The following is a 17,520-nucleotide window of genomic DNA, read 5'->3' on the forward strand; positions in this document are numbered from 1 at the left end:
CGACTGTTGACGAACACTCGAACAGTACGTAGGTTCTCGTACATTCAAACTGAATGGAGGACCGGCGGTGGGTAACCGATTCGACGACAAGATCGCCCTGGTGACGGGCGCGACCAGCGGTATCGGCCTGGCGACCGCGCGGCGCCTGCACGCCGAGGGCGCGCAGGTGATCGTGACCGGCAGGGACCAGCGCAAGCTGGACGCGACGGCCGAGGAACTGGGCGATCGGGTGCTCGCCGTGCGCGGCGACGTGGCCGACCCCGCCGACCTGGACGCGCTCACCACCGCGATCCGCGCGCGCTTCGACCGCCTGGACGTGCTGGTCGCCAACGCGGGCATCGGCTCGTTCCAGCCCTCCGCCGAGGTCACCGAGGACGAGTTCGACCGCGTCGTCGGCATCAACTTCAAGGGCGTGTTCTTCACGGTGCAGAAGGCGCTGCCGCTGCTGCCCGACCACGCCGCCATCGTGCTCAACGCGTCGTGGGCGCTGCACCGCGGCGTCCAGGGCGCCGCGCTCTACTCGGCGACCAAGGCCGCGGTCCACAACCTCGCCCGCACGCTCGCCGCCGAACTCGCCCCGCGGCGCATCCGCGTCAACTCGGTCTCCCCCGGCTACATCGAGACGCCCTCGTACCGCGAAAACGTCTCCGCCGCAGCGAAATCCGCCGCCATCGCCGTGGTTCCGGCCGCCCGCCTGGGCACTTCGGAGGACGTCGCCGCGACGATCGCGTACCTGGCGTCCCCCGACGCGGCCTATGTCAACGGCCAGGACATCCTGGTGGACGGCGGGATGATCACCGCCGTCCCCGAAACCCGCCTCTGAGATCCACGCCCACCAACGAAACAGGCCGCGAACCAGAACGATTCGCGGCCTGCTCGGTACACCCCGCGCCGAACGCGGGACACCTGACCTCACGCGGGCACGGTGTTCTTCTCCCGCTGCAACTCGAGCGCGATATCGATGAGCTGATCCTCCTGCCCACCGACCAGCTTGCGCTGACCGGCCCGTACCAGCATCTCCGCCGCCGACACCCCGTAGCGCTCGGCCTGGCGCTCGGCGTGCTTGAGGAAGCTGGAATAGACCCCGGCGTAGCCCATCATGAGCGCCTGGCGATCCAGCAGGCATTCCTGCGGCATGGCGGGGCGCACCACGTCCTCGGCGGCGTCGGCGATAGCGAAGAAGTCGATGCCGGTGGAGATGCCGAGCTTGTCGCACACCCCGACCAGCGCCTCGACCGGCGTATTACCTGCGCCCGCGCCGAAACGCCGTGCGCTGCCGTCGATCTGGGTGGCGCCGGCGCGAATGGCGTAGACGGAGTTGGCGACCGCGAGATCGAGGTTCTCGTGACCGTGGAAACCCACCTGCGCGTCGGACCCGAGTTCGGCGACCAGCGCGGCCACCCGATCCGAGACCTGGTCCAGCACAAGGGCGCCCGCCGAGTCCACGATGTACACGCACTGGCAGCCCGCGTCGGCCATGATGCGCGCCTGCTTCGCCAGGAACTCCGGCGGCTGGGTGTGCGACATCATCAGGAAGCCGACGGTCTCGAGCCCGAGTTCGCGCGCCAGCCCGAAGTGCTGGATGGACACGTCCGCCTCGGTGCAGTGCGTGGCGATGCGGCAGATGGACGCGCCGTTGTCCTGCGAGATCTTGATGTCCTCCTTGACGCCCACGCCGGGCAGCATGAGCACCGCGATCTTCGCGTTCTTCGCCGTCTGCGCGGCGATCGTGATCAGTTCCTGCTCCGGGGTTTTGGAGAACCCGTAGTTGAACGAGGACCCGCCGAGCCCGTCGCCGTGGGTGACCTCGATGACGGGCACGCCCGCCCCGTCGAGCGCGGCGACGATATCGCGCACCTCGGTGGCGGTGAACTGGTGCCGCTTGTGATGCGATCCGTCGCGCAGCGAGGTGTCGGTGACGCGGATGTCGAGTTCTGCGGAATAGGCCATGGGAACGCTCCTTACACCCGTGCCGAGGTGATCTGCTCGGCGATGACTTCGCCGACCCTGGTGGCGGCGGCGGTCATGATGTCGAGGTTGCCCGCGTAGGGCGGCAGGAAGTCGCCTGCCCCTTCCACCTCCACGAACACCGAAACCTTCGCCATCCCACCGGAAACCACCGACGGCTCGTCGAACTGCGGTTCGTTCAGCAACCGGTAGCCGGGCACGTACTGCTGGATGTCGGCGACCATGCGGTGGATGGAGTCGGCGATGGCGTCGGTGTCGGCGTCCTCGGGGATCGCGCAGAAGATGGTGTCGCGCATGATCATCGGCGGTTCGGCCGGGTTGAGGATGATGATCGCCTTACCGCGCTGCGCCCCGCCGATCGTCTCGACGCCGCGACTGGTGGTCTTGGTGAACTCGTCGATATTGGCGCGGGTACCGGGCCCGGCCGACACCGACGACACCGACGCGACGATCTCCGCGTACGGCACGGGCACCACCCGCGAGACGGCCGCGACGATCGGAATCGTCGCCTGCCCACCGCAAGTGATCATGTTGACGTTCGGCGCTTCGATGTTCGCGTCGAGGTTCACCGGCGGCACCACGGCGGGCCCGACGGCGGCGGGCGTGAGATCGACTGCCCGGATGCCGGCCTCGGCGTAGCGGGGCGCGGCCGCCCGGTGCACGTACGCACTGGTGGCCTCGAAGATCAGATCCGGCTTCTCCGACTGCCCGAGCAGCCAGTCCACGCCTTCGTGCGAGGTCTCCAGCCCGAGGCCGCGGGCGCGCTTCAGGCCCTCGCTCTCGGGATCGATGCCGATCATCCAGCGCGGCTCGATGGCGTCGGAACGCAGCAGTTTGTAGAGCAGATCGGTACTGATATTGCCGGACCCGACGATCGCGGCGGTGACGGTCCCGATGGACACGACAGGGCCTCCTATACGAATTGCAGACGGACGGAACCGAGTCCGGCGAACTCGGCGTGGAACTTGTCGCCGGGGCGGGCGTCGATGGCGCGGGTGCACGAACCCGGCAGCACGATGTCGCCCGCCTTCAGCCGCACCCCGAACGAGGCGACCTTGCGCGCCAGCCAGGCCACCGCGATGACGGGATCGCCGAGCACCGCGTCGCTGCGCCCCTCGGCCACCACCTCGTCGTTGCGGGTGAGCACGGCGTCGATCCCCTTGATGTCGAGGTCACCGGGCGCGACCCGCTGCGCGCCCAGTACGTACCCGGCCGAGGACGCGTTGTCGGAGATGGTGTCGCACAGACCGATGTTCCAGTCCTTGATGCGCGAATCGATCAGTTCGATGGCGGGCGCGAACGCGACGGTGGCGGCGAGCACGTCGGCTTCGGTGCAGTCCGCACCGGGCAGATCGGCGCCCAGGACGAACCCCACCTCCACCTCCACGCGCGGGAACAGGTAGCGCCCGGCTTCCACCGGAACGTCTTCGTACACCTCCATTTCCGCGAGCAGATGCCCGTAGTCGGGCTCGTCGACACCCATCATGCGCTGCATGGCCTCCGAGGAGAGGCCGACCTTGTGGCCCACCACCCTGGCGCCGGTGTCGAGCCGGCGGCGGATATTGAGGAGCTGGATCTCGTAGGCGTCGACCACGTCGATGTCGGGGTACCGCGCGACGAGCGGGTCGATGGCGACCTTCTCGCGTTCGGCCCGCGCGAGTTCGTCGGCGAGTTCGGTTCGTACCGCGTCGGACAGCACGCTAATTCCCTTCCGCTGTTGCTGATTCGTAGGTGAGGGCCGGTTCGCCCGCCGCGGCGCGTCCGGCGCGACGGCCGGAGAAGACGCAGTCGGCCAGCGACAGTCCGCTGACGTAGGAGTCCGAGCAGATGCCGACAGCCGTGCGCCCGGCCGCGTACAGACCCGGAATGTCCTTGCCCGCCGCGTCTTTCACCGCGCCCGTGTCGTCGTCGACGACCACGCCGCCGAGGGTGAGCATCGGGCACGGATTGGTGAGGCTGGGTTTGATCCCCACATCCAACAGCCAGAACGGGGCGCGCCGGACCGCGACGGTGAACTCCGCCGGTTTGCCCACCGGGTCCGGGGCGCCGTTCTCGATCGCCGCGTTGTGTTCGGCGACGGTGGCGCGCAGCCCTTGCGGATCGATACCGGCTTTGACGGCAACGGCTTCCAGCGTCGGGCCGCGCACGGCCGTGCGGCGCATCACCTCGAACTGCATGCGCTGGAACCAGGCGGCCTGCGGCCCGATCTGGCGGATCGCGGTGCGCATGAGGTCGGCGTCGGCCAGCAGCCAGCCCTTGCCCTCGTGTTCGGTGACGAGCCGGTGCCCGACGGCCGCGCCGTAGCGGGTCTCGTCGATCACGCGGCGCCCGCGCCCGTCCACCAGTACCGCACCCGTGAAAGAGCTGGGCGGCAGGAGGAATCGCCATGCGGAGATGTTCGCCATGCGGTCGGTGGCGGCGCCCACCTCGCACGCCATGCGGATGCCGCTGCCGTCGTCACCCGTGGTGCCGAGCGGGAGACCGCCCTGGAAGCGGGCGTCGTGTTCGACGACCATGGCGCGATTGGCGATGAAACCGCCCGCGCTGACGATGATTCCGCGCCGCGCCTGCACCCGGATCGGGCGGGCGTAACGGCGGTCGAGGTCGTCGAGGCGCTTCTCCAGCGCCGTGCGCAGCGGCGGGTAGTAGATGCCGGGCTTGGCCGCGATCTTCGCCATGCGGGTGTAGCGGTCGCGCACCCGTCCCGGCGCGTCGCGCAGAGAGAGGCATTCGACGCCGATCACCGAGCCGTTGTCGTCGGTGATCAAACGCGTTGCCCTGGTGAGTGTTTCGACCCGTACGCCGCACCGGGCGGCGCTGGCGGCGAGTGGGCCGGTGAGCTTCTTGCCCGAGGTGCCGCGCCCTTTCACCCGATGCCCGCGCTGCGCGGGTGTGGCGACCTCGCGGCCGTAGCCGGAGACCTCGCTGCCGGAGTAGTAGAGGTAGTAGTCGTCGTTCGGGTACGAGGTCTTGTACGGGCACAGCGACGCCTCGAACGGCACGCCGTGGCCCTTCAGCCACTCGATCATGGCGGGACTCTCGGCGACGAACCGGCGCAGGGTGCGCGGCGAGACCGCGCCGCCCACCTCCCGCTCGAGGTAGGCGAGCATCTGCTCCGGGGTGTCCTCGACGCCGCCCTCGCGCTGCACCGAGGTGCCGCCGCCCGCGTAGATGATGCCGCCGGAGAGCGCGGCGGCGCCGCCCCCGTGGAAGCGCTCCAGCACCAGCACCTGCGCACCCGCGTCGGCCGCCTCCAGCGCGGCGCACGCACCCGCGGCGCCGAATCCGACGACGACCACGTCGGCGGTCAGGTCCCAATCGAGGGCCATGTAGTTCACTCCGGTCTGAAACTGAAACAAGTTTCCTCGGCGAACGGTGCGCCGAGCAGGTCTTCTGCCACACAACATAGACCAACAGCGCCCCCATTCTATAACGTGTTCTACATGACTGATCGGGAATACGACGTGGTGGTGGTCGGCAGCGGCGCCGCCGGGATGACCGCCGCCCTCACCGCGGCCCACCGCGGGCTGAGCGCGGTGATCATCGAGAAGGCCGCGCACTACGGCGGTTCGACCGCGCGCTCCGGTGGCGGGGTGTGGATTCCGGGGAACAAGGCGCTGCTCGCGTCGGGTCGCCCCGACGACCGCGAGGAAGCGCGGCGCTACCTGCACAGCATCATCGGCGACGCCACGCCCGCCGAACGGATCGACACCTTCATCGACCGGGGGGCAGAGGCGTTCGACTTCGTTCTCGATCACACGCCGCTGAAGATGGCGTGGGTGCCGGGGTACTCGGACTACTACCCGGAGGCGCCCGGCGGGCTGGCGCAGGGACGCTCCTGCGAGCCGAAGCCGTTCAACGCCAAGACGCTCGGCGCGGAGCGGTTCAAGCTGGAGCCGCCCTACAGCAAGGCGCCGCTGAACGTGGTGGTCACCCAGGCCGATTTCGTGCGGCTGAACCTGATCCGCAGGCACCCGAAGGGGATGCTGCGCGCGCTGCGCGTCGGCGCGCGCACGTACTGGGCGAAGTTCACCGGCAAGCACCTGGTGGGGATGGGCCAGGCGATCATCGCCGGGATGCGCAAGGGCCTGCTCGACAGCAACGTCCCGGTGCTCCTGGAAACCCCGCTGACCAGGATCATCACCGAGGACGGCGTGGTGGTGGGCGTCGAGGCCACCCACGAGGGGCAACCCGTGGTGTTCCGCGCGCGCCACGGCGTGGTTTTGGCCAGCGGCGGTTTCGAGCACAACGCGGAGATGCGCCAGAAGTACCAGCGCGAACCGATCACCACCGAGTGGACCACCGGCGCGGCGGCCAATACCGGCGACGGCATCCAGGCGGGTATGGCGCTGGGCGCGGCCATCGACCTGATGGAGGACGCGTGGTGGGGGCCGACGGTGTTCAAGGGCGGCAAGCCGTGGTTCTGCCTGGCCGAGCGGAACCTGCCCGGCTGCATCATCGTCGACGCCGACGGCAAGCGGTTCGGGAATGAGTCCGCTCCTTACGTCGAGGCCGTGCACACCATGTACGGCGGCGAATACGGGCAGGGTGAGGGGCCGGGCGAGCACGTGCCCGCGTGGCTGGTGTTCGACCAGCGCTACCGGAATCGCTACATCTTCGCCGGATTGCAGCCCGGCCAGCGGTTCCCGTCCCGCTGGATGGAAAACGGGCTGATCGTGAAGGCCGACACGCTCGCCGCGCTGGCGGCCGAGATCGGGGTGCCGGTGCCGAACCTGGCCGCGACGGTCGAGCGGTTCAACGCGTTCGCGGAGCAGGGCGTGGACGAGGACTTCCACCGCGGCGACAGCGCCTACGACAAGTACTACGGCGACCCCACGGTGAAGCCGAACCCGTGCCTGGCCGCGCTGGTGCAGGGCCCGTTCTACGCGGCCAAGATCGTGCCCGGCGACCTCGGCACCAAGGGCGGGCTGGTCACCGACACCGCGGGCCGGGTGCTGCGCGAGGACGGCAGCGTGATCGAGGGCCTGTACGCCTCGGGCAATGTGAGCGCCCCGGTGATGGGCCACACCTACGCCGGGCCCGGCGCGACCATCGGCCCCGCGATCACGTTCGGGTACCTGGCGGCGCTCGACATCGCCGAGCGCAAGGGCGGGGTCGTGGCGTGAGCCGGGTTCGGCACCGAGGGCTGCCTTCCGCGTCGGGTCGGCGCGTCCGGTCCGGTATCGCCCGGCTCGCATCCACCGGGGCGCGGGACGGTCGGGCCCTCGGCGCGAGCGGCGTTGCGGAGGGCGCGGCGATCATCCCGCTCAGCGGGCGCGGCACCGCCGAGTTCGGCGCGCCCGGCGCACGCTCGGAGCGCGGGTTGTCCATCATCACGCAGGAGGAGAACTGAATGCCCATCGATCCGAAGGTCGCGCTCGGCGCGGAACTGCCGAGCCGCGAGTTCGCCTGGACGCCGTCGGACGTGCAGCTCTACCAGCTGGGGCTGGGCGCGGGCGCGCGCTGGACCGACGCCGGTGAGCTGCGGTATCTCGATGACCGGGAACCGCAGGTGCTGCCCACGTTCGCGACCGTCGCGCCGACGCTGCACGAGACCGAACCGCCCAAGGTGAGCTTCCCCGGCATCGATATCGACCTGGCGAAGGTGGTGCACGGGTTCCAGGAGGTGCGGGTGCACCGGCCCCTCCCCGCCTCGGGCAAGGCGACGATGGCCGAACACATCAGCGAGTTGTGGGACAAGGGATCCGCGGCCGTGGTGGTGCAGGAGCGAACCGTCACCGGCTCGGACGGCGAGCTGTTGTGGACCGCGCGCTCGTCCATCTTCGCCAAGGGCGAGGGCGGCTTCGGCGGCGAACGCGGGCCGAGCACCAAGACCGAACTTCCCGACCGCGCACCGGATTTCGACGTCACCACCGCGACCCTGCCGCAGCAGGCGCTGCTGTACCGGATGCTCGGCGACCGCAACCCGCTGCACTCCGATCCGGAATTCGCCCGCGCCGCAGGGTTTCCCAACCCGATCCTGCACGGGTTGTGCACATACGGCATCGTCTGCAAGACGGCCACCGACACCGCGCTCGACGCGGACGCGAGCCGGGTCACCGGGTTCCGCGCCCGCTTCGCCGGGGTGCTGTATCCGGGCGAGACGATCCGCACCCGGATCTGGCGCGCCGACGGCGAACTCGTGATCGCGGCGACGGTCGTGGAGCGCGACGACGCGCCGGTGCTCGCGGACGTGAGCTTGACGTTCGAGTAGGGGAAGGCGGCCACGCGGGCGATATCGGCCGCCCGCGCGGCCCTTCGTGCATTAGAATCCGGCCGGCCCCTCGCCCTCGACGAGATCGGCGCGGACCCAACCGCACGCCTCGTAGAACGACGCGGCCCTGGCGTTGTCCACGAAGGTCTCCAGCCGGATGGTCGAGTACCGGGCGAGGAGCGTTTCTTCGGCGTACCGGAGCAGGAGGCGGCCGAGTCCCCGGCGATGGTTGCCCGGGTCGACCATCATCAGGTCGATCGTGCGGCCCTCGATCAGGGCGGGGCCGGTGGTCCCTCTTGCACCGGCGCGCGCCGTGGTGTGATCCCCTGAACTATCAAGGCGTACAACAGGATCACCAGGACCGGAGCCAGGGCGGGCGCCCATGCCAGGTTCACGGGGACCAGGGCGGCCGCGGCGGCGCAGCCCGCGAAGACCACCGCGCCCAGCACCGAGGGCAGCGTCGTGGGCACCACGCCCGCCGGAGCGGAGACGGCGGCGGCGTTCAGCAGGTACGCCGTGGCGACCAGACCCGTCGCCGCGGCGGCCAGCACGCCCGTGTCGGCCCAGACGAGCACGCCGATGGTGAGCAACACCGCCAGCACGGCGGCGGGCCGCCACCACCAGCTCGCCGCCACGAGCCCGAGAGCGAACACTCCCGCCCACGGCAGCATGAGGGTCACCGCGGCGACCAGCATGCCGCCCGCGAGCACCGCGAGGAATCTGGTCATCGCCGCACCCGTACCGTGCGGCGGTGTTCGGGCAGCAACCGCATCACCTCGTCCAGACGGGCGCCCTCGTCCCAGCGGACGATGTCGACGCCCACCGTGCCCATGTCCCGATACATCGACGCGCGCTCCAATTGCCACATGCGCGAGAGGGTTTCGTCGAGGCCCTCGCGAAACGGGGTGCCGCGCAACACGTCCACGACCACCACCACGTGCCCGCGCTTGCGCAGGTCGATGAGCGCCAGCGCGAACTGGGTGTCGAGCAGCGTGGAGAACGCCACCACGATCGCCCCGAGCGGAACAGCGGCGTGCGGGGCCAGCGTGCCGGTGGTGGGGATGTGCTCGTCGCCGACGTCGAGCACGGTGTCCACGATCCGGTAGAACTGGCGGCGGCCGATATCGGGCCGCAGCCAGCGCGGGGCCTCGCCCAGGCACACCACGGCCGTCCGGTCGCCCGCCTGCAAGGTGGACTGCACCACCTGCGCGGCGCCGCGCACCGAGAGCTCCAGCGAATCCGTCGCGGGGCCCGGCGCCTGCTGGGACGTGTCGACCAGCACCACCACATCGGCCGACCGGTTCGTCAGCCGCTCGGTGACGTAGAGCCGCCCGCGCCGCGCGCTCACCGACCAGTTCACCGTGCGCAACTGGTCGCCCGGCGCGTAGGCGCGGATGTCGGCGTACTCCACGCCGGGCCCGTGCCTGCGGGTCAGGTGGGTGCCGAGACGTTCGGGAAGTTCGGTGCGCGGCAACCGCATTCGCTGCGGATCGGTCACCGGGTAGACGAACAACTGCCCGGCGGGCAACGTCACCGTCGCGATCGCCAGACCGGCCGGACTCAGCGCCGACACCCGCGCCGACACCGGATAGCGCCCCCACCGTCCGGCCGAGAGCGCCAGCCGCAGCCCGGCCGGCGCCGCTCCGGAATCGCTCGCCTCCTCGATCTCGACGCCGAGGCCGGGCGCCGCCTCCGGCTTCAGCCGCAGCAGCGCGTGCCCCGACTCCACGAACGCGGCGACGGTGAGCACCACCTCTTCCTGCTCGAAACAGCGCAGCGTGCCGCTGCCGTCGACCTGGATGCGGGTGCGCGAGCGCTGCCACGGCGCGGTCGCCAGCACCCCGAGCAGGGGCGCGGCGAACACCACCAGCTGCCAGCGCGTGAACAGCACGGCCGAAAGCAGCGCCACCGCCGCGCATCCGGCCAGCATGTAGACCAAAGGCGCGGGCCGCCAGCGCAGTTCGGACTCGACGGTGGCGCTGGCGTCGCGGTGCCGCGCGGGGCGGGTCATGTGCCGGTGGCGCGCGGCACCGGGAGGCGCCGCAGCAGTTCGGCGATCACGTCCTCACCGCGGATGCGCCGCACCCACATCTCGGGGCGCAGCGTGATCCGGTGCGCCATCGCCGGAATCGCCAGCGCCTTCACGTCTTCGGGCACCACGTAGTCGCGGCCCAGCAGCAGCGCGCGGGCCCGCGCCATCTGCACCAGGTCCAGTTCGGCGCGCGGGCTCGCGCCCACTTCGACCTGCGGGTGCCCGCGCGTCGCGGCGGCCAGCGCCACCACGTAACTCACCACGTCGGGATGCACGGTGACGTACTCGACCGACTGCCGCATCTCCAGCAGGCCGTTGGTGTCCACCACCTGCCCGACCGTCGGCGGCGTCGAGCCGCGCTCCAGCCTGCGGCGGATCATCTGGGTCTCGTCGCGCTCGGAGAGGTAACCCAGTCGCAGCTGGATGGCGAACCGGTCCAGCTGCGCCTCCGGCAGCGGGTAGGTGCCCTCGTACTCGATCGGGTTGTCGGTGGCCAGCACGACAAACGGCTGTGGCAGCGGGAAGGTGTCTCCGTCGACGCTGACCTGTCCTTCCGCCATCGCTTCCAGCAGCGCGGCCTGCGTCTTGGGAGGGGTGCGGTTGATCTCGTCGGCCAACAGCATGTTGGTGAAGACCGGGCCGCGCCGAAAGTTGAAGCGGCCGCTGTTCATGTCGTAGATGGTGGAACCGAGCAGGTCGGCGGGCAGCAGGTCCGGCGTGAATTGCACACGCTTGAAGTCGAGCCCGAGCGCGGCGGCGAAGGATCTCGCGATCAGCGTCTTGCCCAAGCCGGGCAGGTCCTCGATGAGGATATGTCCGCCGGACAGCACGGCGATCATGATCAGCTGCAACTCGTCGTGCTTCCCGACGATCACCCGGGCCAGTTCCCGCAGCACCGCTTCGGTTCGCTGGACGGTCGCATCCAATGGCATGGTCATAAGTCAACTCGCACTTGTCTCAACCCATTTCACATTCTCTGCAAACGGCGCAGGATTTCGTCCAGCGCCGCGCGCCCCGGCGCGCGCGTGGTCTGATCGCGCAGCGCCACATTGGCCGGATCGACCCAGCGCCACAGTTCGGGGCCGAATTGCAGCAACCCGGCGGCCTCGGTGGCCTTGCGGTTCTTCGCGACCCGCAGGCCGGTGGACAGTTCGAACTCCTTCGCGAGCAAGGGACGCAAGTAGCGGTCCCAGTCGGCGCGGGTGCCGTCGGCGCGGGTGGCCAGCATGTTCGCGCGCGCTTCCCAACGGCGCAACATCTCCAGCGGGCCGTTTTCCATCTCGTCGGGGAAGTGGTCGGTGTCGGCCTTCGCGCGCTCGCGCAGCGAGAGAATCAGCGCGGTGAGCGCCACCGCGACCGGAATGGCGGCCAGCACGAGCATCGCCTCGCGGGCGCGGCCGAACGCGGCCAGCTCCAGCACACCCACCGCGAGCAGCGCGGTCACTACGATCGCCGTGCGATTCATACCCGTTCCCCCTGGAGATCGGCGAGGACGATGCGCAGCAGTTGTTCGGCGCGCATGCGCTGCCATTCGAGCATCGAATGCGGGCTGAACCTGGCTTCTTCGAACAGCGCCACCAGTTCTCGCGCCGACGCGTCGTGCAGGCGGCCGTGCTCGAACGCGCGGGCCAGCACCTCCATCGGCGTGTCCGAGACCAGCGGCGCGGCGGCGCGGTCGGCGGCCAAGCCGTTCTCCATCGCGGCGTAGCAGGCGATGATCGCGCCGCGCGGGTCCTGGCCGGGCGCGTTCATCGCCGCCAGACCCATTTCGGCGGCCCTGGCGAGCGAGTCGGCGACGGTCTCGGGGGCGGGCGGGTCCGGCGGCGGCACCGGGACCGGGCGGCGGCGAGCCGTGACACCCACGACGATCAGCCCGGTCAGCGCGACGGCGATGAGCACGCCGGCACCGAAGATGGTGAGCAGCAGCGTGGTGCCGGTGAGGGTTTCGGTGGAGGTGTCGGCGGGAGGCGGCGCGGTGGGCAGTTGTTCCGGCGGTGCGCCTTCCGACGTCGCCGGGGCGGGCGCCGCGGGTTCGGTGGTGCGCCCGCCGAGCACGAAGACCGCCGACACGATCGCCAGCAGCACCGCGAGCACGGCCAGCGCGCCCAGCACGATGAGACCGAAGCGTCCCAGGCGCCACTGCCGGTCGTCGGATTCGTGATCGACCTCCGGCATGGACAGCGGCAGCCGATGCTGGCTGGCTATCACACCCGCGATCAGGATGACCACCGAGACCGTGAGCAACACCGGCATGAGCGCCAAAGCGAGCACCGACGGAGCACCGTTCGGTTCGGCGGGCGGCGGCGCGCCCGGGATGTGCCCGCGCAGCGCGAGGGAGGCACACGCCAGCAGCGTGACCAGCACGATCACGCGTACCATCGGCGCTCGCGCTCGGACCACCCGTGTTACCACCAAACCTGAGTACTGCACAAAACAGCCACATAGTTACATGCCGCACGGTCCGCTCGGGAGGGAATCGAATACTTCGCATTACCCTCCGGTAAGTCCACGTTACGCGCCGCGTCCTAGCAGGTCCGCGCGCTGAAGGATCACGAACAAACCCCTGCGGCGTGATCTTGTGAGATCTCACAGAGGCGGCTCGCGGTGCGTGCCAGATCGGGTACGCCGCGCACCCCGGCGACCAGTTCGGCGGGCGGGGCGGCGGTGTGAATCGTAAGGGGGATATCGGCGTCGTAGAGGACGTCGATGAGGTTCACCAGGCGCATGGCGTGGTCGGGTGGGACATCCCGCAGGAGTGGGACGTCGCGCAGGGTCCAGCGGTGGTAGCGGTGGGTGAGGGTTACGTAGTCGGCGGCGGAGGTGGGTTGGGCGCAGAGTTGGGTGAAGTCGAAATCTATGGAGGTTTCGGTGGTGGAGCGGGCTGTCAGAGTTCGGGGGCCGAGGGGGATATTTACGGATGGATGGGTGTGCGTTGGGGTTGGATCGGGGGTCGTGCCGTGATCGGCCTCGTTATGGGTCGAGAGCGTGCGGATGCTGTCCGAGGGAGGTGGCGGCATCGGCGGGGGTGACTGGTCCTGGATTGTGTGGGTAACTCGACTCGAGGCGAGGCGGAGATTCTCGGCCCGCGACGAGGGCGTGGCGGTGGCGTCGGGCATTCGGCTCGACGGGATGCCGGCGTGCCGGGTGGGGGTGATGCGAGTGTCCGGTGGGTCCGCGGGTTCACGCCTGTCGACGATGTAGCGGCCCGACGCGAATCCCGTTGTGGTGTGTGCTTTTCGGGTGCGGTAGTCGATCGGTCCGTCGACCGATAGGACGTCGAGGTTGTCGAGGATGCGGTCGATGGCGGGGAGGAACTTCTCGTGGAACAGGGGGTTGGGGAGCAGGTCCGGGGGCGGGTAGTTGGAGGTGAGGACGAGGGTCACGTGACGGGCGAAGAGCGCGTCCAGCAGTCGGGCGAGGAGCATGGCGTCGCCGACGTCGTGGACGTGGAACTCGTCGAAACAGAGCAGGTTCGTGCGGCCGATCAGGTGGGTGATCGCCTTGTCGATGGAGCCGTGTTCGCGGTGGGCGCGGTGCAGTTCGGCGAAGTAGGTGTGGAAATGGAAGCGGCGCACGCGGTCCGGGTGCGCGGTGGACGGGAGGCGGTCCATGAGCATGGTTTTGCCGCGGCCGGGTCTGCCGTGGAGGTAGACGCCGCGGGCGCGCGGGATCGGGTTGCCTTGGTGGTCCAGGAGTTTCGCCAAACGGTCGGCGGCGACGCGCTGGTGGGGGTCGAGGTCCAGGTCGGGGAGGTTATCCGGGCGCACCGGACCGGCCTGACGTGTCCCGCCGCGCGCCGATGCATTCGCCCCCGAGGGCGCGCTCGTGTCGGCCGGACATTCGTTGCGTGCCGCGGAGGCGTCGAACCACCGGGCGCGGAGTAGCCGCCGGAACCGCCCCGAAGGCTCCCGCCGCGAGCGACCTGTCGACATCGCATCCTCCTCCCTCTACAGATGTAGAGTCCCTGCAGTTGTAGAGCGAGGCGCGGGAGTCGCGCCAGGGAAGGTGACGATGTCCACAGCCGACCGGCGCACTCTGATCGCCGACACCGCCATCCGCCTCATCGCGTCCGACGGCGTCCGCGCCCTCACCCACCGCGCCCTCGACACCGCCCTCGACCTGCCCGCGGGCTCGTCGTCGTACTACTTCCGCACCCGCCGCGCACTGCTCACGGCCGTCGTGGACCGCATCACGGAGCGCTCCCGGGAGGACTTCCAGCGGGCCCGATTCGCCGCACCCGCGGCCGCATCGCCGGACCTCATCGCCCGCGACATCGCCACCTGGGTCGACCGCCTCCTCGCCGACCGCTCCGACGACCTCCGCACCCGCCACGCCCTGCTCACCGAACTCCGCACCGACCCCGAACTCCGCACCAAACTGTCCCGCAGCCTCTTCTCCCCCGACCGCGCCCGAGAACTGTTCCGCGACAACGACTCCCCCACCGACGCCGCCGTCGACTTCATCGCCGTCCTCGAAGGCGCCGTCTTCGACCGCACCACCGGCAACCGCGCGGACCTGAAGCCGGGCACCCCGGAGAGCATCGATCAACTCACCCGCCTGGTGGTCGTGTATCTGAGGGGCCACTGACCCGCCGAGCACCGCGCGCCCCGGTGCCAGAACTCAGCCCCTACGACTACGCTGACCCATCAGCGAACTACTGGAGAACCTGGCCACCGGGCTCACAGGAATTCTGTGACCACGTCAGCACTCCACGGCATGGTTCGAATGTAAGTTCGAATCACGATCCGAGGAGGTTGGAGTGGCACCCGCGCACGCCTCCCCGGGATGGGACGACTCCACCACAGACGATCAGCCGACGGACTGGGGCGACCGAGACCGCGCCGCGTTGATCGCGATGATGCGCTCGACGTCGAAGAACACCGACTGGTCCAGGCTGGCCGAACGCGTGAGCGACCGCGGCAGCGCCTGGCGTTTATGGCAGGACGAGCATCCCGGAGATCTCTTCGGTGACAGCGAAGCAGCGAGAGTCTTCGAACAGGCGCTGCGCGATGTCGAGTCCTGGAAACAGGCACCGTTTCAGATGCACACGTTCATGGATCGCAGCTACCCCGAACGGTTGCGTTCGGTCCGGCAGATGCCACCCGTGGTATTCACCCGAGGCGTGCTGGTGCCACGTGAGGTCGGAGTCTGCGTCGTCGGGTCACGGAACGCCTCGGACTACGCGTTGAAGTTCGCGGACGATGTCTCCCGCGAGTTGGTGACGCACGGGGTGACGGTGATCTCCGGGCTTGCCAGGGGTATCGATACCACGGCGCATCGGGCCGCGTTGGAGGCAGGCGGCCGGACAGTGGCTGTCCTCGGCAACGGACTCGACCATGCGTACCCACGCGAGAATCGCGAACTGCAGGAGCGAATCGCCGAGTGCGGAATGCTACTCACCCACTTTCTTCCGGAGTACGGTCCGTCGCGATGGTCGTTCCCCGCCCGCAACGTGACGATGAGCGCCTACGGCTCGGCGACGGTGATCGTCGAAGCGGGCGAGAAGAGCGGAACGCGCATTCAAGCGCGCGAGGCGGTCGCCCACGGTCGGCCGGTCATCCTGAATTCCTCGGTCGCGCAATCGATATCATGGGGTCGAGCTATGTCGAGCGAACCCGGCGTGCACATCGCGGAAGCACCCGCGGACGCGATCGAGCACGTTGACCGAATCCTTGTCCAACGGGAAGCGTTGACCAGAATCCTGGGAACCAGGTGACCGAGTCCACCCGCGACCTGTTCTTACAACAACTGAACGACGTCCTGGTGCACGAGAGACACCGTGCGGCATCGGAGGGGGTCGCCGACGCCACCCTCGATGCGTTGGTGTGCCGAGGACTGATACGCGATCGAATCGGTGGATTCTTCTCCAACTCGTACACACCAGGGACTCCGGACGTCTGTGGCATTTGCCGTGGCCCGTCGGGTGAGGCGTTGTGCGCGAAGTGTGCTGCGGCCAGAAACGTCTTCGGGGACCAGCTGGCCGATCGGACCGTCCTGCTCACGTACGCAGTCGGAAACCACCCGGCCGGCCGCCACCAATCCGCGCACCACATGCTCACCTACAAGGGGTATCGCGGCCAGCCCCCGGCAGTGGAATGCGCCGAGGATCTGGCGCTGATGATCTCCATCGTGGTGGATATGCACCGGAGTTGCCTGCAATCCTGGCTCGGTTCACCGTGGGACTCACTGACATTCGTCCCGTCGAGAGAGCGTCCGGACGCGACGCACCCGGTCGCGAATCTCGCCAACGCGGCGCTGCCGAGATTCACCCGGGCGTCGGCGATGCAGAAGTTCCTGCTGACGCCGGGTGATGGCACCTATGACAGGCACGAGTTGGTGGCCGACCGCTACACCGTGGATGAACGATGGCGGTCACGGGTGCATGGCAAGCATGTGCTGATCGTCGACGACACGTGGACCACCGGCGCGAGTGCGCAGGGCGCGGCGATCGCTGTGAAGACGGCGGGCGCGGCGTCCGCGACGATCCCGTGTGTCGCCCGGTGGTTGAAATGGGAGTGGGGCGAACACAAGTCGCTCATCGAGTCCCTCACCGGCGGATTCGACGTACTGCGCTGCCCGGTGCACGGGCGGCCCTGCGACGCCGCCACCCGGTTCCGCATCTCGATGGACTAGAGATCTGCCTGTTAGAACCTCCGGGCGGGGCGCAATGACAGTCAGTCGTCGCGATCGTTCCTGAACCGGACGGGCGGCGCGGCAGCGATTGGTGCGTTTGCTGGGCGGCGGGCGTGAGTGATCGAGGTTCCGCCAACCGCCCTGCTACGGCGGGAATTGGATCCGAGGCTCGGACAGGGTGGGCGAGGTCTACCAGCCGAGTTCGGAGTAGGGGGCGCCGGTGGGGTGGGCGTGGAGGGCCGAAGCGGGGTATTCGATGAGGTTGTCGGGGAGGGCGTTCAGGGCGAACCAGCGCAGTTCGTAGCTCTTGTCCGGTTCGCGGTTGACGGGTTCGCCGGTCCAGCGGGACGTTTCGAAGAACAGGCCGAGGCGGGATTCGAGGCCGGAGCCGATGACGTGGGCGGCGTGCACGAATCGCAGGTCGGCGGGGTCGATCTCGACGCCGATCTCCTCGCGGGCCTCCCGCGCCGCGCCCGCCGTGGCGCTCTCGCCGGCCTCCAGCTTGCCGGCGGGCAGGTGCCAGCGGCCGTCGAAACGGTCGCCGCTGCGCCGTTTGCTGAGCAGCACTTCGCCGTTCCGGATGAGCAGGATGTGCACATCCACCAGGTGGCGGTCGGTCATCGGGTCCTCCTCGGGCTCGGCGCGGGTTCCAAGCTACACACGCCGACCGGGG

19 protein-coding genes are annotated in these 17,520 nt (G+C 69.3%); 7 read left to right on the plus strand and 12 right to left on the minus strand.

Features of this window, described 5'->3' with window-relative positions; all coding sequences use genetic code 11:
- Positions 1–67: 67 nt before the first annotated feature.
- The gene (locus tag OHB21_RS05135) at positions 68–823 is read left to right on the plus strand and encodes an SDR family NAD(P)-dependent oxidoreductase (RefSeq protein ID WP_067505446.1); all 756 of its coding nucleotides are present in this window, start codon (positions 68–70) and stop codon (positions 821–823) included.
- Between the two features lie 89 nt (positions 824–912).
- Here the strand turns inward: OHB21_RS05135 and dmpG are convergent, their stop codons facing one another.
- From dmpG to OHB21_RS05155, 4 genes are read right to left on the minus strand one after another with little or no spacing between them, the layout of a single operon-like run.
- Positions 913–1,950, minus strand: a complete 1,038-nt coding sequence (gene dmpG, locus OHB21_RS05140) for a 4-hydroxy-2-oxovalerate aldolase (RefSeq protein ID WP_195125280.1) — start codon at positions 1,948–1,950, stop codon at positions 913–915.
- Positions 1,951–1,961: 11 nt separating this feature from the next.
- Entirely contained in the window at positions 1,962–2,870 is a 909-nt protein-coding gene (locus OHB21_RS05145) for an acetaldehyde dehydrogenase (acetylating) (RefSeq protein WP_067505451.1), read from the minus strand.
- Between the two features lie 11 nt (positions 2,871–2,881).
- The gene (locus tag OHB21_RS05150) at positions 2,882–3,667 is read right to left on the minus strand and encodes a 2-keto-4-pentenoate hydratase (protein ID WP_067505454.1); all 786 of its coding nucleotides are present in this window, start codon (positions 3,665–3,667) and stop codon (positions 2,882–2,884) included.
- 1 nt (position 3,668) lies between these two features.
- Entirely contained in the window at positions 3,669–5,297 is a 1,629-nt protein-coding gene (locus tag OHB21_RS05155; protein WP_195125279.1) for an FAD-binding protein, read from the minus strand.
- A gap of 114 nt (positions 5,298–5,411) precedes the next feature.
- On the opposite strand from OHB21_RS05155, the gene kstD reads away from it, so the two are divergent.
- The 3 genes from kstD to OHB21_RS05170 are packed head-to-tail and all read left to right on the plus strand — an operon-like array spanning position 5,412 to position 8,182.
- Positions 5,412–7,094 carry a 3-oxosteroid 1-dehydrogenase gene (gene kstD / locus OHB21_RS05160; RefSeq protein WP_195125278.1) on the plus strand — a complete coding sequence of 561 codons (1,683 nt, stop codon included), beginning with the start codon at positions 5,412–5,414 and terminating at the stop codon, positions 7,092–7,094.
- Positions 7,091–7,321: a hypothetical protein gene (locus tag OHB21_RS05165; RefSeq protein WP_067505457.1), complete on the plus strand. Its 231-nt coding sequence runs from the start codon at positions 7,091–7,093 to the stop codon at positions 7,319–7,321. The genes kstD and OHB21_RS05165 overlap by 4 nt, the downstream gene beginning before the upstream one ends.
- A complete protein-coding gene (locus tag OHB21_RS05170) occupies positions 7,322–8,182 on the plus strand; it encodes a MaoC family dehydratase (RefSeq protein WP_067505460.1) in 861 nt (286 codons plus the stop codon).
- 51 nt (positions 8,183–8,233) lie between these two features.
- Here OHB21_RS05170 and OHB21_RS37410 read toward each other — a convergent pair whose 3' ends face one another.
- The 7 genes from OHB21_RS37410 to zapE form a co-directional block, all read right to left on the minus strand.
- A complete protein-coding gene (locus OHB21_RS37410) occupies positions 8,234–8,431 on the minus strand; it encodes a GNAT family N-acetyltransferase (protein WP_067505463.1) in 198 nt (65 codons plus the stop codon).
- 23 nt (positions 8,432–8,454) lie between these two features.
- Positions 8,455–8,910: a hypothetical protein gene (locus OHB21_RS05180; RefSeq protein WP_067505467.1), complete on the minus strand. Its 456-nt coding sequence runs from the start codon at positions 8,908–8,910 to the stop codon at positions 8,455–8,457.
- Entirely contained in the window at positions 8,907–10,193 is a 1,287-nt protein-coding gene (locus OHB21_RS05185) for a DUF58 domain-containing protein (protein WP_067505470.1), read from the minus strand. Before OHB21_RS05185 ends, OHB21_RS05180 begins: the two co-directional genes overlap by 4 nt.
- On the minus strand, positions 10,190–11,152 hold the full coding sequence (locus OHB21_RS05190) for an AAA family ATPase (protein ID WP_067505474.1): 963 nt from the start codon (positions 11,150–11,152) through the stop codon (positions 10,190–10,192). The genes OHB21_RS05185 and OHB21_RS05190 overlap by 4 nt, the downstream gene beginning before the upstream one ends.
- A gap of 29 nt (positions 11,153–11,181) precedes the next feature.
- Positions 11,182–11,679 (minus strand): hypothetical protein, encoded by a 498-nt coding sequence (locus OHB21_RS05195; RefSeq protein WP_067505477.1) that lies wholly within the window; start codon positions 11,677–11,679, stop codon positions 11,182–11,184.
- Positions 11,676–12,593 carry a DUF4129 domain-containing protein gene (locus tag OHB21_RS05200; RefSeq protein WP_228790227.1) on the minus strand — a complete coding sequence of 306 codons (918 nt, stop codon included), beginning with the start codon at positions 12,591–12,593 and terminating at the stop codon, positions 11,676–11,678. Before OHB21_RS05200 ends, OHB21_RS05195 begins: the two co-directional genes overlap by 4 nt.
- A gap of 170 nt (positions 12,594–12,763) precedes the next feature.
- A complete protein-coding gene (zapE, locus tag OHB21_RS05205; RefSeq protein ID WP_324192222.1) occupies positions 12,764–13,981 on the minus strand; it encodes a cell division protein ZapE in 1,218 nt (405 codons plus the stop codon).
- Positions 13,982–14,225: 244 nt separating this feature from the next.
- Between zapE and OHB21_RS05210 the strand changes: the two genes are divergently transcribed.
- The 3 genes from OHB21_RS05210 to OHB21_RS05220 all read left to right on the plus strand — a co-directional run bounded on the left by OHB21_RS05210 (position 14,226) and on the right by OHB21_RS05220 (position 16,847).
- A complete protein-coding gene (locus OHB21_RS05210) occupies positions 14,226–14,801 on the plus strand; it encodes a TetR/AcrR family transcriptional regulator (protein WP_067505486.1) in 576 nt (191 codons plus the stop codon).
- Between the two features lie 172 nt (positions 14,802–14,973).
- Complete coding sequence (locus tag OHB21_RS05215; RefSeq protein ID WP_324192223.1) at positions 14,974–15,930, plus strand: DNA-processing protein DprA; 957 nt, start codon at positions 14,974–14,976, stop codon at positions 15,928–15,930.
- A gap of 335 nt (positions 15,931–16,265) precedes the next feature.
- A complete protein-coding gene (locus OHB21_RS05220) occupies positions 16,266–16,847 on the plus strand; it encodes a ComF family protein (RefSeq protein WP_067505500.1) in 582 nt (193 codons plus the stop codon).
- A gap of 189 nt (positions 16,848–17,036) precedes the next feature.
- Here the strand turns inward: OHB21_RS05220 and OHB21_RS05225 are convergent, their stop codons facing one another.
- Positions 17,037–17,468, minus strand: coding sequence for an NUDIX hydrolase (locus OHB21_RS05225; protein ID WP_195125276.1), 432 nt, complete (start codon positions 17,466–17,468; stop codon positions 17,037–17,039).
- Positions 17,469–17,520 lie beyond the last annotated feature (52 nt).

Origin of the sequence: Nocardia puris, assembly GCF_036051655.1 — a bacterium.
Classification (GTDB): domain Bacteria; phylum Actinomycetota; class Actinomycetes; order Mycobacteriales; family Mycobacteriaceae; genus Nocardia; species Nocardia puris.